Source organism: Nakamurella multipartita DSM 44233 (genome assembly GCF_000024365.1).
Lineage (GTDB): Bacteria > Actinomycetota > Actinomycetes > Mycobacteriales > Nakamurellaceae > Nakamurella > Nakamurella multipartita.
The window spans coordinates 5,907,246-5,919,851 of record NC_013235.1 but is presented as its reverse complement, the minus strand read 5'-3'; the positions used below and the strand labels follow the sequence as shown (position 1 = coordinate 5,919,851).

Genomic DNA, 12,606 nt, shown 5'->3' with positions numbered 1-12,606 from the left:
TGCGGCGGCGCGATCAGTGCGGCTCGTCGGTGGTCAGCGCCCAGGCCCGGCGCAGCACCTGGTCCAGCATGGCCGGCGTGAGCCGGCCGGTGAAGGTGTTCTGCTGGCTGACGTGATAGCAGCCGAGCAGGGTCAGCCGGCGGCCGTCGGGGTGGCTCAGCGCCACCTCGCGGCCGTGGCCGAACGGGGGCCGGGGTCGCGGCATCGGCCAGCCATCCGCGATCAGGACGCGCAGCATCGCCTGCCAGCCGATGGCCCCCAGGGTGAGCACCACGCGCACCGTGGGGGCCATCAGCGCCAGCTCCCGGCGCAGGTACGCCGAGCAGGTGGCGATCTCGGTCGGCGTGGGCCGGTTGTCCGGCGGGGCGCAGTGCACGGGGGCGGTGATCCGCACCCCGCGCAGGGTCAGCCCGTCGCCGCGGTGCGTCGACGTCGGCTGCGAGGCCAGTCCGCACCGGTGCAGGGCGGCGAACAGCACGTCGCCGCTGCGGTCCCCGGTGAACATCCGCCCGGTCCGGTTGGCTCCGTGCGCGGCCGGGGCCAGGCCCACGATGAGCAGCCGGGCGTCCGCCGGCCCCAGCCCGGGCACCCCCCGACCCCAGTAGGTCTGGTCGCGGAAGGCGGCCCGCTTGACCCGGGCCACCTCTTCCCGCCATTCCACCAGCCGGGGGCAGGCCCGGCAGCCGGCGATCGTCCGGTCCAGTTCGGCCAGCGTGGGGATCTGGGCAGTCGGCACCGCACCGATGGTAGGGCCGGCGACCGCAGGCCTACCGGGCCAGCGGCAGCGCCGCCTGCGCGACCGACGGGGCGACCGGCACCAACCGGGCCAGCTGGGTGACGTGCCGCGGCTCCAACTCGTCCAGCGTCGAGACGCCGAGCAGGGCCATGGTGCGCTCGATCTCGCTGCGCAGGATGGCGATGGTCTTGTCCACGCCCTCGCGCCCACCGGCCATCAGGCCGTACAGGTAGGCCCGGCCGACCAGGGTGAACTTCGCGCCCAGGGCGATGGAGGCGACGATGTCCGCGCCGTTCATGATGCCGGTGTCGACCATGACGGTCGCGTCCCGGCCGACTTCGCGGACGACCTGCGGCAGCAGGTGGAACGGGATCGGCGCCCGGTCGAGCTGCCGGCCGCCGTGGTTGGACAGGATGATGCCGTCCACGCCCTGGTCGATCAGCCGCACGGCGTCGGGCACGTTCTGCACGCCCTTGACCAGCAGCTTTCCCGGCCACATCTCGCGGATGACCTTGAGGTCGTCGTAGGAGATGGTCGGGTCCATCGCCGAGTTGAGCAGGTCGCCGACGGTGCCGCCGGTGGAGGAGAGCGAGGCGAACTCCAGGGTGGGGGTGGTCAGGAAGTCGATCCACCACCACGGCCGCGGCAGCGCGTTGATGATCGTGCCCGGGGTCAGCTGCGGCGGGATGGAGAAGCCGTTGCGCTTGTCACGCATCCGGTAGCCGGCCACGGGGGTGTCGACGGTGAACATCAGGGTGTCGAAGCCGGCGCGGGCGGCCCGCTCGACCAGGCCGTAGGAGATCTCCCGCTGCCGCATGACGTAGAGCTGGAACCAGTTGCGGCCGTGCGGGTTCGCCGCTTTGACGTCCTCGATGGAGGAGGTGCCCAGGGTGGACAGGGTGAACGGGATGCCGGCCGCCCCGGCCCCCCCGGCCCCGGCGATCTCGCCCTCGGTGTGCATCAGGCGGGTGAAGCCGGTGGGGGCGATGCCGAACGGCAGGGCGCTGGTGTCGCCCAGGATGGTGGTGGAGGTGTTGACGTCGGGCGCCGGCCGCAGGATGTCCGGGTGGAACTCGACGTCCTCGAACGCCTGGCGGGCCCGGGTCAGTGAGAGCTCGGCCTCGGCGGCTCCGTCGGTGTAGTCGAACGCGGCGGCCGGCGTCCGGCGCTTGGCGATCTTGCGCAGGTCATAGATCGTCAGGGCCTTGTCCAGGCGACGCTTGCGGCCGTTCAGTTCGGGCTTCTTGAACTTCATCAGTTCGGCGAGTTCGGCGGGCTTGGGCAGCTGGCGCTTGACCATGGCTCTCCTCTGAGTCATTGGACGTCATCTGATCCTGTGATCTGATCCTGTGGTCTGACCATAGGTGGTCAGGCCACAGACGATAGAGGTCGGTGGGGGTTCGGTCAACCATCCGCGGACATCTGACCCACCCGGTCGGGCGCAATCTGAGATCGTGGACGTCGGCGCCGCCGAGGGCGGGCGTGACGGGCCGGATTCCGATCCGGCGACGAGAGGCGGTGCGAGCGCGATGACCGGGCCGCACGGTGTCGAGAGGGACGTGGATCGGATCGCCGAGCCGGGCGAGGATCGCCGCGACCGTGGCGGGGCCGAGCAGCCTGCCGGCCGGCGGCCGGCTCGGCAGCTGACGGTGGCGGTGGCCGCGACGGTGCTCGTCGCTGTCGTACTCACGGTCGGGCTGACGCTCGGGCTGAGCCGGCTGTGGGCGGCCGAGACCGACGTGCCCGTCGCCCCGGCGGCTCTGCTGGTCGCGGGTGTGGTCGGGGTGCTGGTGGGCGGCCTGCTCGCGGTCCTGCTGGCCCGTCGGTCGGTCGCGCCGCTGCTGGCCGTCATCGGGCGTCAGCAGCGGTTCGTCGCCGACACCCGGCAGGAGCTGCAGACCCCGCTGACCGTCGTTTACCTGCGGGCCCAGCTCATCGCCCGCCGGACCCCGCCCGACGATCCGGCGTTGCCGGCCATCCGGCAGCTGCTGGCCGACAGCCGGGTGCTCGGTGAGATCGCGGACGACCTGGCCGCCGGCGCCCGGCTGGGGCCCGAACCCGGTGCGGCCGAGTCCGTCGACGTGCGGGAGCTGCTGCAGGAGGTGGCCATGTCGATGTCCGTGCTGGCCGACGAGCAGGACGCCACGGTGGTGGTGACCATCCCCGTGCAGGCGCGGGTCAACGGCTCGCGGGCCGCCCTCCGACGAGCCCTGATCGCGCTGGTCAACCGGGCCCTGGCCAACGCCGCCCGGGGCGGCTTCATCGATCTGGCCGCCGTCGTCACCGACGAGGTGGTGGTGCTCTCGGTGACCGACGACGGGCAGGGCCTGGACGGGGAGCCGGCACCGCCGCCGGCCGGCCGCGCGGAGCGTCCGACCACCGGCCTGGACCTGGTCCGGGCCGTGGCCGTGGCCCACGGCGGCGCGCTGCGCCTGGGGCCCGGACCCGCGGGCGGGATCCGGGCCGAGATCGAGTTGCCCGCGCCGCGCTAGAGCTGCCCGCGCGGCGCCGGCCCGATCAGAAGGCGGCCTCGTCGACCTGCATCAACGACAGGTCAGCGGACTCCACGATGGCGCGGCGGGCGGTCAGCTCGGGCAGCATGTTCCGGGCGAACCACCGGGCCACGGCCAGCTTGCCAGCGTAGAAGTTCTTGTCCTTGGCCGCCGCCCGGTCCGACGGCAGGTCGTCCAACGCGGCCTGGGCGACCAGGGCCTGGCGCAGCAGCAGGTAGCCGATCAGCAGATCGCCCACGCTCATCAGCAGCGCGACCGCGTGCTCGCCGACCTTGTACACCGACGGCGGGTCCTGGACCGCGGCCATGGCGTAGCCGACCAGGGCGCCGACCATCGCCTGCACGTCGGCCAGGGCGGTGCCCAGCAGTGCCAGTTCCTCCTTGAACCGCCCGTCCCGGGTCTCGGGCATGCTCGTCTTGACGAAGGTGGCGATCTCAGTGGCGATCACGCCCAGCGCCGCCCCGCCGTCCTTGACGATCTTGCGGAAGAAGAAGTCCTGGGCCTGGATCGCGGTGGTGCCCTCGTACAGGGTGTCGATCTTGGCGTCCCGGATGTACTGCTCGATCGGGTAGTCCTGGGTGTAACCGGAACCGCCGAAGACCTGCAGCGACAGGGCCAGGTTCTCGTACGCGCGCTCCGACCCGACCCCCTTGACGATCGGCAGCAGCAGGTCGTTCACGTGCTTGGCCATCGCCAGCTCGCCACCGCCGAGCTCGCCGCCGGCGATCCGGTCCTGCCAGGACGCGGTGTACAGGTAGACCGCCCGCAGGCCCTCGGCATAAGCCTTCTGCCGCATCAGGATCCGGCGCACGTCCGGGTGGTGGATGATCGTCACCCGCGGGGCGGTCTTGTCGGCCGCCCGGGTCAGGTCGGCGCTCTGCACCCGGGTCTTGGCGTAGTCCAGGGCGTTGAGGTAGCCGGTGGACAGGGTGGCGATGGCCTTGGTGCCGACCATCATCCGGGCGTACTCGATGACCTGGAACATCTGGGCGATGCCGTCGTGCCGCTCGCCCAGCAGGTAACCGACCGCCGGGCTGCCGTTGAGGCCGAAACTCAGCTCGCAGGTGGTCGAGACCTTCAGGCCCATCTTGTGTTCCACGCCGGTGACGAAGACGCCGTTGCGCTCGCCGAGCTCTCCGGTGGCCGGGTCGAACAGGAACTTGGGCACGATGAACAGGCTCAGACCCTTGGTGCCGGGCCGACTTTCGATCCCCGGGCCCTCCGGGCGGGCCAGCACCAGATGCACGATGTTCTCGGTCAGGTCCTGCTCGGCCGAGGTGATGAACCGCTTGACGCCCTCCAGATGCCAGGTGCCGTCGGGCTGCTGGACGGCCTTGGTCCGGCCCGCGCCGACGTCGCTGCCGGCGTCCGGCTCGGTCAGCACCATCGTCGAGCCCCACTGCTTGTCGATCATGGTGCGGGCCATCTGCTGCTGCTCGGGGGTGCCGTTGCGGTGCACCACGGCGCCGAAGTTGGGGCCGCCCGAGTACATGAACAGGGCCGGGTTGGCGCCCAGGATCAGCTCCGCCGCGGCCCAGCGCAGGCTCGGGCTGGCCCCGAACCCGCCCAGTTCGGTCGGCAGCTCGAGGCGGTCCCACTGGCCGTCGACGATGGCCCGGTAGGACTTCTTGAACGACTCGGGCAGCGTGACGCTGAAGGTGGCCGGGTCGTAGACCGGCGGGTGGCGGTCGGCGTCGACGAACGACGCGGCGACCGGGCCGCTGGCGACCTGCTCGAACTCGTGCAGCACGTTGCGGGCGGTGTCGGCGTCCATCTCGGCGAACGGGCCCTTGCCCATCCGCTCACCGGCACCGAGCACCTCGAACAGGTTGAACTCGAGATCTCGAACGTTGGAACGGTAGTGCGACATTGCGTGCTCCCTGACGTGAGGTCTGCTGGCTGACGAAACGTGGCGACCCGGGCACCGCGACGTGCCCGAGTGGTCGAGAGGGCCGGCGTTTGTTAACCCAGGTTATTACTGGCGAGTAACTTGCGCAAGGAAGGGCGCTTCCTGATCGTCCCGGTCGAGCACCGGGATGCGCAGGTCGCAGCCCGGTGCGCCCAGGTGCAGGGTGGCGGTGCCGCGGCCGACCCGCCGGTAGCCGGCCGGGAACTGACCCAGCAGCGGGTTGCGGCCGTGGAACCAATGCGCCTGGACGTCCAGGCGCAGCTCGTCGCCCGCGCGGAAGTGGGTGGCCGAGGGCAGCAGGCCGATCCGCAACCGAACCGGCCGGCCCGCGACCAGGGGCTCCCGGGCCGTGTGCGGGTGCCAGGGCACCCCGTCGCGGGACCGGCTCGGATCGAGCGCCCGGTGACAGGCCAGCAGCAGGCCGTGCGTCACCAGGTCCCCCTGGAAGCCGTACGAACCCTCGAAGGTGATCTCCCGGCCGTCGCGGAACTTGCGGACGCCGGCGAACACCGACAGGTCGTCACCGGCGTCCACGGACAGGGTCAGGCTCAACTCCATCGGGCCGACCACGTCGGTGTCGGCGGCGAAGCGGTGGGTGAAGCTGATCCGGCCCCGCCGGGCCGCGAAGCCGACGGTGGTCGGCCCGATGTCGCTCTCGGTGTCGGTGCCAGTGTCGGCCCCGGGGTCGGTGTCGGTGCCAGTGTCGGCCCCGGGGTCGGTGTCGGTCCCGGGGTCGGTCAGGGTGCCGTCCGGGCGACAGTGCAGCGTGCGCCAGCCGATGCCGGGCGGCGGCCAGTCGGCGTGGTCGCCGACCCGGGTGATCGTCGTCCGGTCGTCCCGGATCTCCAGCCGGACGGGGAGCTGGTCGGCGATGCCGGTGTCCTGTCCCTTGACGAAATGGTCGAAGAAGCGGGCCTGGGCGGCCAGTGCCTCCGGTGAGTAGTAGGTGGCCCATTTGGGGCCGCGGTGGGTGTAGAGCCAGCGGTGCGCCGAACCGATCCGCCGAAAGCCCTCGAACGAGCCGGCGGTGTGCAGGTTGTGGTCGGAGAAGCTGCCACAGATCAGCGCGGGCACGTCGATCCGCGCCAGGTCCCGATCGCGGTCGGCCCACCACTGGTCGAACTCCCGGCGCCGGCGGGCCGGCCCGAGCAGGTCGACCCGGCCCCGGCTGCGGCGCCGCATCGCGGTGCCCCAAACGGTCAGGAAGCCGGTCTCCAGGATCCCGCCGGGTCGGGCGAAGTCGCGGTAGCAGTCGGTGAAGCCCTCCCACGGGCAGATGGCGGCCAGGTGCGACGGCCGGGTCGCCGCCCCCGCCCACTGGCTCAGGGCCAGATAGGACACCCCGCTCATGCCCACCCGCCCGTTGCTCCACGGCTGGGTGCCGGCCCACTGCACGAGGTCGTGCACGTCCAGACCTTCCTGGGCGGACAGGGCGGTCGGCTCGCCTTCCGAGGTGCCCCAGCCCCGCAGGTCGGCGTTGACGACGACGTAGCCGCGGCCCACCCAGTGGGCCGGATCGGGCGCCTCCCACGACGTCCAGGCCGAATGGGTGACCGGGGCACTGCGCATGAGCCGGTACTGCAGCGAGGGCCGGTAGCCCCGTCGGGTCCGGTGGTGCAGCGGGATGTCGTCCTTGCCGTAGGGGTGGGCGCACAGCAGGACCGGGAACGGTCCATCCCCGAGCGGCCGGAACACGTTGGCCCGCAGGTGGACGCCGTCCCGCATCGGCACCGGTACGTCCCACTGGGCCAACGCGCCGGCGGGTGGGTCGGTGATCGTGATCGGTGGCCGCAGGATCCGGCGCAGCGCGGTGCGGGCACGGCTCCAGCGGGTGTCGGTGGTCGGGTCGGCGCCGCGACGGATCATGGCCGGACTATAGAGACGAGCGCCGGGCCCGGTAGGCGGCCACCGCCATCCTGTTGCCGCAGCCCGACTCGCAAAAGCGCTTGGAGCGGTTCTTCGACAGGTCCACCACGACGTCCTGGCAGTCGGGGGCCTGGCAGGTGCGCAGCCGCTCGAGCTCGCCGGCCCGAACCAAGTCGACCAGGGCCATCGCCGCCTCCACCGCCATCCGGGCGGCCAGCGGCGCATCCGGACGCGTCGCGTGCAGGTGGTAGTCCCACTCGTCGTGCTTGACCAGCTGGGGCAGGGCCTGGAATTCCCGCAGCAGGCCGTTGACGATCTCGACCACCCCGTCCACGTCGGCGTCCCAGATCGGGCGCAGCCGCGGCCGCAGCGCATGCACCGCGGCCAGCTCGGCCTCGTCCCGGTGCCGGCTGCCGGTCCATCCCCAGGTCCGCACGAACCGGTCGAGGTCCTCGACATCGGCGAGCTCCTCGGCGTCACCGGTGTCCGGGTTGGGGGCGGTGTTCACCAGGGCGGCGGCCGCGGCCAGCGCGACCTCCGTGTCATGGGTGAAGACCATGTTGACTCCTGACGGTTCGGAACTCTAATGTCACTAGCGTACGTACCGATGACTCATGACGGGAGGTGTCCGTTGACCCGCGATCACACCCACACCCCAAGCCTGTCGCACCGACCTCGGTTCGGCCTGCTGCTGGCCCTGCTGACCGCGGCGGCGTTCGGCACCTCCGGGGCGTTCGCCCGCTCGTTGATCGACGCCGGGTGGACCCCGGCCGCCGCGGTCACCGCCCGCGTGAGCATCGCCGCCGTGGTGCTGCTGGTGCCCTCGATCGTGGCGCTGCGCGGCCGGTGGTCGGTCCTGCGCCGCAACCTGCCGATGATCACCGCGTTCGGGCTGATCGCGATCGCCGGCTGCCAGGTCGCCTACTTCAACGCGGTGCAGCACCTGTCGGTCGCGGTCGCGCTGCTGCTGGAGTACATGGGCATCGTGCTGGTCGTCGGCTGGCTCTGGGTCCGGCACCGGCAGCGTCCGCGCCGGCTGACCGTCGGTGGCACCGTGGTCTCGATCCTGGGGTTGGCGCTGGTGCTGGACCTGGTCGGGGATGCGACCGTGGATCTGGTCGGCGTGCTCTGGGGCCTGGTCGCGGCCATCGGACTGGCCGTCTTCTTCGTCATGTCGGCCAAGAGCGATCCCGAGCTTCCGCCGATCGTGATGGCCGGCGGCGGGATGGTGATCGGCGCGATCGCGCTGCTGGCCCTGGGGGCGGTCGGCCTGCTGCCGCTGGCCGCCACCACCGCGGACGTCGTCTTCGCCGGGCAGGACGTGCCCTGGTGGGTGCCCATCCTGGGGCTGTCCCTGCTGGCCGCCGTGTTCGCCTACGTCGTCGGGATCATGGCCGCTCGCGCGCTGGGCTCCAAGCTGGCCTCGTTCGTCGGGCTGACCGAGGTGCTGTTCGCGGTCCTGTTCGCCTGGCTGCTGCTGGGGCAGCTGCCCACGGTGGTGCAGCTGCTGGGCGGGGCCCTGATCGTCGCCGGCGTGGCCATGGTCCGCATCGATGAGCTGCGGGAAGGCTCCGAGTTCGACGAACCGGTGGTTCCGACCCCGGCCGGCTGACACACTGGCCGCCATGCGTTCCGCGGCGGCCCGGACCCGGCGATGGTTGACCGGCGGTGTCGTCGCCGGGCCGTTGTTTGTCGGGGTGACGGCCGCCGGCGTGCTCACCCGGGACGGCTTCGATCTGCGCCGGCACGGGATCAGCCTGCTCAGCCTGGGTGATCGGGGCTGGATCCAGATCGCCTCGTTCGTCGCGGCCGGCGCGTTGTCCATCGGATTCGGGGTCGGCGTGCGCCGCCTGGGCCCCGGCCTGCCGGCCGCGGCTGCCCCGTTGATCTGGGGCTACGGGGGCGCTCTGATCGCCACCGGAGTGTTCCTGGTCGATCCGGGAGCCGGCTTCCCGCTCGACGCCGCGGCACCGGGCCCGGCGATGAGCTGGCACGGCGTCGTGCACGCGATCGCGCCGCCGGTCGCGTTCGGTTGCCTGATCGGGCTGGGCCTGGTCTTCGCCCGCTGGTTCGCCGCTCGCGGCCGGACCGGCTGGGCTGTCGCCAGCCTGCTCATGGCGGTGGCCGCGCTGTTGCTGATCTTCCTGCCCGGCGGCGGTGGCAGCGTCCGCTCGGCGCTGGCCGTGGTGCTGACCTCGGCCTGGCTGACCGGGCTGGCCCGGCTGTTGCGGCGGGCCGCCGACGAAGGATTGCCGGGTGGGTCGGCGGACCCCACCCGCGTCGAGCCGGACCGATCCGGCGTCCCGCCGCGGGGGTGATCAGCCCGGCCGGCCGGGGCGGGCGGCGCCGACCGGCCCGCCGGTGCTGTCGGCGATCGCGTCCAGCAGTCCCTGCACCGACCGCGCCGAGTGCCCCTCGATGAACCGGTCGACGTGCGGGAGCGCGGCGGCCATCCCGCCGGCCAGCGGGGCGAAGCCGGGGGCGGCCTTGCGCGGATTGACCCAGATCACCGAGTGGGCCAGCCGGTGCAGCCGGGCCATCTGCTCGCCCAGCAGGGCCGGATCGGCCCGCTCCCAGCCGTCGGAGACCACCACGACCACCGCGCCGCGGGCCAGGCCCCGGCGGCCGTCGGTGTCCAGGAATTCCTTGATCGCCGCGCCGATCCGGGTGCCGCCGGAGGCGTCCGGCGACTGGGCCATGGCCCGGGTGATGCCGCCCTCGCGGGGGCCGCGGACCAATGCCCGGGTGACCGGATGCAGCCGGGTGGCGAACAGGTAGGCGTGGGCCCGGGCGCCGAGCGCGGCCCCCTGCAGCACCCGCAGGTAGACCCGGGCGTAGGACTGCATCGACCCGGACACGTCGGCCAGCAGCACGACCCGCCGGGGCACGGCGCTGCGGCGCCGGCGGACCCAGCGCACCGGGTCCCCGCCGGTGCGGCTGGCCCGGCGCAGCGTCCGCCGCAGATCCACCGACCGGCCCGGCCCCAGCGTGGGTTTCCAGCGGGCCGGCCGGGTGGGCGCGACGATCCGCATCCGGGCCACGATCCGGTTCAGCTCGGCGATCTCGTCCGCGTCGCAGTCGGCGAAGTCCTTGGCCAGCAGCAGCTCGATCGACGAGGCCACGGCGGCCACGCCCGGCGACTGGTCCTCCTCGGGCTCGGCCCCGGTGTCCTCGTCGTCGCCCACCTGCTGCACCGTGGGCTGCTCGTCACGCGTCGGAGGCGGCGGGGCGTCCGGGGCCTGGGGCGGCGACGGTGACCCGGCGGCCGCGGCCGGGGGCAGCTCGTTGTTCTGATCGCCCCGGAACGCGGCCGGGTCCGGCGGCGCGGCCGTGCCGGCGCCGAACAGTCCGGCGAACACCGCGTCGAAGGTCGGCAGGTGCTCGTGCCGGTCGATCAGGCTGACCCGGGACAGCCAGTACAACTCGTCCACGGTGGTCGGCCCGCCGGCCATCACCACCCGGGTCCACCAGACCGCCCGGTGCACCGGCACCGGCACCCCGTGACGGGCCAGCCGGTCGGCCAGCAGCGCGCCGACCGTGGCCAGATCGGCGCCCAGGCTCAGGTCCGGCTCAGCCACCGGCGAACCGGGCCAACCCGGCGGCCACCGCCACCTCCTGGTCCTCCTTGTACTTGAGCACCGACCCCAGGGTCGCGGCGAGGGTGGCCTCGTCCAGCAGGTCGCGACCCAGCACCCGCAGGGCGCGCAGCCAGTCGATGACCTCCGCGGTCCCGGGCGGTTTCTGCAGATCCAGCGTGCGCAGCTGGGCGACCGCGGCGGCCACCGCGGTGGCCAGCGCCTCGCCGACCCCGGGCACCCGGGACCGGACGATGGCCACCACCCGGGCGACCTCGGGGTGCTCGATCCAGTGGTACAGGCAGCGACGCTTGAGGGCGTCGTGCACGTCCCGGGTGCGGTTGGAGGTCAGGATGCAGATCGGCGGCACGGTGGCCCGAAGCGTGCCCAACTCGGGCACGGTGACCGACCGCTCGGCCAGCATCTCCAGCAGGTAGGCCTCGAAATGCTCGTCGGCGCGGTCGATCTCGTCGATCAGCAGCACGGCCGGCCGCGGGCCCGGGTGGGTCAACGCCTGCAGCAGCGGCCGGTGGATGAGGAACTCCGGATCGAACAGGTCGGCCGTGGCGATCTCCTGCCGCTCGGCCTCGGCGACCCGGATGGCCAGCAGTTGCCGCGGGTAGTTCCACTCGTAGACGGCCTCGGCGATGTCGATGCCCTCGTAGCACTGCATCCGGATCAGCTGGGTGTCCAGGGCGGTGGCCAGGGCCAGCGCGGCCGAGGTCTTGCCCACCCCGGCCTCGCCCTCGAGCAGCAGCGGCTGCCCCAACCGGGCCGCGCAGAACAGGGCCGTCGCCAGGCCGTCATCGGTGAGGTACCCGGTGGCCTGCAGCGTCGCGCCGAGCGCGCGCACATCCGGGAACAGATCGGACAGGTCGGCCGGCGCGGTCACGACTCAGGGTACCGAGTGGGGTCCGCCAGGAACGCGTTCCGGCATCCCGGTCCGCAGAACCACACGGTCCGCCCGTCGTACTCCGCCCGCTCGCTCGCCGGCACCGTGGCCACCGTCATCCCGCACACCGGGTCGACCGCCTCCCCCCGCCCTCGCCCCTGATCCTCGCGCGGATCAACTTCCCCGGCGCGGGCGAAGTCGGCAACTTCTGTCCCACCATTCACATTCGGTGCCGTTTCATCCGCGCGGGTGTCCCCACCTCCGCTGTGGATACCTGCGCGGCTCAAGTCGTTGACTTCTGTCCCACCATTCACATTCGGTGCAGTTTCATCCGCGCCGGCGAAGTTGATCCGCGCGGGAGGGTGGGCCCGGGAGTGCACGATGGCGGCTAGGACGGAGACCGCGATCTCGCCGGCGGTGCGGGCACCGAGGTCCAGGCCGGCCGGGGTGTCCACCCGCTGGCGCAGCTGTTCCGCGAGATCGGGCCGGGCGGCGGCGATCTCGGCCAGCACGGCGGCGCCGCGACGGCGGCTGGCGATCAGCCCGATGTAGCCGACGCCGGCCTCGATCGCCGCGGCCAGCACGGCCGTCTCGTCGCGGCCGTGCGAGGCGACGACGACGGCGTCCGCGCCCGGGACGGTCTGCGCCGCGGCCTCGGCGCAGCGGTAGCCGGCCGCCTCGGTCACCTGCCGCAGGGCCTGGGCGACCGGGCCGTCGCCGTGCACCAGCACCAGCGGCGCCGGCACGACGGGGTCGAGGAAGATCTCCAGGGCACCGCCGGACAGGCACGGGTTGTGCACGGTCAGGGTGCCCGCCGGTTCGGCCGCACCGTCTTCGTGACCGTCACCGTCGCCGCGCCCGACGCCGTCGTCGGGGACGATGCGCAACAGCAGCGGCTCCGGGCGTCCCAGCAGGCGCAGGCTCTGCACCCGGACGGTCGACTCGGCGCACGTACCGCCGACGAATCCCTCGATCGACCCGTCGGCGTGCACGATCGCCTCGTCGCCGGCCCGGGCCGACGTCGGCCGGCGGGCCAGCACGACCCGCGCGCGGACGAACGGCACCCCGGCCGTGCGCAGCTGCGCGGCCCGCTCGTCCAGGTCTTGGCGACCCAT

Annotated in this window: 11 protein-coding genes; 3 read left to right on the top strand and 8 right to left on the bottom strand. The window is 72.8% G+C overall.

Going from position 1 to position 12,606, the window contains the following annotated elements; all coding sequences use genetic code 11:
* Positions 1-13: 13 nt before the first annotated feature.
* Together NAMU_RS26275 and NAMU_RS26270 are read right to left on the bottom strand one after the other, a co-directional pair.
* On the bottom strand, positions 14-736 hold the full coding sequence (locus tag NAMU_RS26275; protein ID WP_015750368.1) for a uracil-DNA glycosylase: 723 nt from the start codon (positions 734-736) through the stop codon (positions 14-16).
* Positions 737-767: 31 nt separating this feature from the next.
* Complete coding sequence (locus NAMU_RS26270; RefSeq protein ID WP_015750367.1) at positions 768-2,036, bottom strand: alpha-hydroxy acid oxidase; 1,269 nt, start codon at positions 2,034-2,036, stop codon at positions 768-770.
* Positions 2,037-2,265: 229 nt separating this feature from the next.
* Between NAMU_RS26270 and NAMU_RS27940 the strand changes: the two genes are divergently transcribed.
* Complete coding sequence (locus tag NAMU_RS27940) at positions 2,266-3,228, top strand: sensor histidine kinase (RefSeq protein WP_015750366.1); 963 nt, start codon at positions 2,266-2,268, stop codon at positions 3,226-3,228.
* A gap of 25 nt (positions 3,229-3,253) precedes the next feature.
* Here the strand turns inward: NAMU_RS27940 and NAMU_RS26260 are convergent, their stop codons facing one another.
* From NAMU_RS26260 to NAMU_RS26250, 3 genes are all read right to left on the bottom strand, one after another.
* A complete protein-coding gene (locus NAMU_RS26260) occupies positions 3,254-5,119 on the bottom strand; it encodes an acyl-CoA dehydrogenase (RefSeq protein ID WP_015750365.1) in 1,866 nt (621 codons plus the stop codon).
* Positions 5,120-5,224: 105 nt separating this feature from the next.
* On the bottom strand, positions 5,225-7,024 hold the full coding sequence (locus NAMU_RS26255) for a CocE/NonD family hydrolase (RefSeq protein ID WP_015750364.1): 1,800 nt from the start codon (positions 7,022-7,024) through the stop codon (positions 5,225-5,227).
* A 7-nt stretch (positions 7,025-7,031) separates the two neighbouring features.
* Positions 7,032-7,583, bottom strand: coding sequence for a CGNR zinc finger domain-containing protein (locus NAMU_RS26250; RefSeq protein WP_015750363.1), 552 nt, complete (start codon positions 7,581-7,583; stop codon positions 7,032-7,034).
* 27 nt (positions 7,584-7,610) lie between these two features.
* Between NAMU_RS26250 and NAMU_RS26245 the strand changes: the two genes are divergently transcribed.
* Positions 7,611-8,636 (top strand): EamA family transporter, encoded by a 1,026-nt coding sequence (locus NAMU_RS26245; protein ID WP_015750362.1) that lies wholly within the window; start codon positions 7,611-7,613, stop codon positions 8,634-8,636.
* Between the two features lie 13 nt (positions 8,637-8,649).
* Positions 8,650-9,342: a DUF998 domain-containing protein gene (locus NAMU_RS26240; protein ID WP_015750361.1), complete on the top strand. Its 693-nt coding sequence runs from the start codon at positions 8,650-8,652 to the stop codon at positions 9,340-9,342.
* Here the strand turns inward: NAMU_RS26240 and NAMU_RS26235 are convergent, their stop codons facing one another.
* Genes NAMU_RS26235 through NAMU_RS26225 form a run of 3 tightly spaced genes read right to left on the bottom strand, consistent with a single transcriptional unit; the run spans position 9,343 to position 12,606 of the window.
* Positions 9,343-10,602, bottom strand: coding sequence for a vWA domain-containing protein (locus NAMU_RS26235; RefSeq protein ID WP_015750360.1), 1,260 nt, complete (start codon positions 10,600-10,602; stop codon positions 9,343-9,345).
* Positions 10,595-11,491, bottom strand: a complete 897-nt coding sequence (locus NAMU_RS26230) for an AAA family ATPase (protein WP_015750359.1) — start codon at positions 11,489-11,491, stop codon at positions 10,595-10,597. The genes NAMU_RS26235 and NAMU_RS26230 overlap by 8 nt, the downstream gene beginning before the upstream one ends.
* Positions 11,488-12,606 carry an XdhC family protein gene (locus NAMU_RS26225; RefSeq protein WP_015750358.1) on the bottom strand — a complete coding sequence of 373 codons (1,119 nt, stop codon included), beginning with the start codon at positions 12,604-12,606 and terminating at the stop codon, positions 11,488-11,490. The genes NAMU_RS26230 and NAMU_RS26225 overlap by 4 nt, the downstream gene beginning before the upstream one ends.

What these genes read in the sequence shown, in the direction of transcription:
- NAMU_RS26225 (WP_015750358.1), bottom strand. Translation starts at nt 12,606, where the DNA reads ATGGGTCGCCAAGACCTGGACGAGCGGGCCGCGCAGCTGCGCACGGCC.
- NAMU_RS26240 (WP_015750361.1), top strand. Translation starts at nt 8,650, where the DNA reads ATGCGTTCCGCGGCGGCCCGGACCCGGCGATGGTTGACCGGCGGTGTC.
- NAMU_RS26245 (WP_015750362.1), top strand. Translation starts at nt 7,611, where the DNA reads ATGTCACTAGCGTACGTACCGATGACTCATGACGGGAGGTGTCCGTTG.
- NAMU_RS26250 (WP_015750363.1), bottom strand. Translation starts at nt 7,583, where the DNA reads ATGGTCTTCACCCATGACACGGAGGTCGCGCTGGCCGCGGCCGCCGCC.
- NAMU_RS26260 (WP_015750365.1), bottom strand. Translation starts at nt 5,119, where the DNA reads ATGTCGCACTACCGTTCCAACGTTCGAGATCTCGAGTTCAACCTGTTC.
- NAMU_RS27940 (WP_015750366.1), top strand. Translation starts at nt 2,266, where the DNA reads ATGACCGGGCCGCACGGTGTCGAGAGGGACGTGGATCGGATCGCCGAG.
- NAMU_RS26255 (WP_015750364.1), bottom strand. Translation starts at nt 7,024, where the DNA reads ATGATCCGTCGCGGCGCCGACCCGACCACCGACACCCGCTGGAGCCGT.
- NAMU_RS26270 (WP_015750367.1), bottom strand. Translation starts at nt 2,036, where the DNA reads ATGGTCAAGCGCCAGCTGCCCAAGCCCGCCGAACTCGCCGAACTGATG.